This is a genomic window from Pseudoalteromonas fuliginea (genome assembly GCF_000690055.1).
Lineage (GTDB): Bacteria > Pseudomonadota > Gammaproteobacteria > Enterobacterales > Alteromonadaceae > Pseudoalteromonas > Pseudoalteromonas fuliginea.
This window is the reverse complement of sequence record NZ_JJNZ01000113.1, coordinates 1-702: the sequence shown is the minus strand read 5'-3', so window position 1 is coordinate 702 and position 702 is coordinate 1. Positions and strand designations below refer to the sequence as shown.

The window sequence follows — 702 nt, the reverse complement described above, 5'->3', positions numbered from 1 at the left end:
GGGCAAGAGCATGAAAAAAGTCTATGCGTTCAGTACCTTTTCAAGGTAGGCTGTACTGCGCATAGCTTTTTTCTGTTTTGCGGGCATGCCTTTACTAAAGCTTTTTTCTGCTTTTAGCTGATTAAATGCGATGTGTCTCAGCCCCGCAAATACAGGTGCTGCACCTTCGCGCCTAATTCGACACTCATCTTCTTTAAATCCTACATCTAAACGCCAATGTAATCCATTTTCTATTTGCCAATGTTGTCGTGCTCCTCTCGCGAGTTCTTCCGCTGTTAAATTCGCTGAACTAATATAGTATCTATAGCATAACTCATTGCTTAATTTACCTTTTTCTTTTCTATAAGAAACAATAACACCCACTGTTTTTACACCTTCCCAGTGTGTCGTTTCTGATAAACCGCTCACGTTATGGCTCACTGCACAGCACCTAAATTCTTCTCTATTTTTTTGATAATCGGCTTTGTTAAACAAGAGCCCATCAGATGCTTGTCGTGCTACCTCAGGTAATAACACATCTTCTATTTGTGACAGTAGCCTTTTATGGTTTGCTTTTACCGCAAGTAAGTAATCAGCTTCTTTACCAACTATTTTTTTTGCAATTGATTTTTGACACCCCATAGCGTCAATCGTTACTAAGCAGCCTTTTATCTCTAATAATTCAAGCAGCTCTGGCAACGCTTTTATTTCATTCGACTTTTT

Annotated in this window: 1 protein-coding gene; it reads right to left on the bottom strand. The window is 39.2% G+C overall.

What is annotated here, in order from left to right; all coding sequences use genetic code 11:
• Positions 1-21: 21 nt before the first annotated feature.
• Positions 22-702 (bottom strand): ISAs1 family transposase (locus tag DC53_RS00640; protein WP_033032258.1); only part of this gene is annotated, 681 nt, incomplete at its 5' end.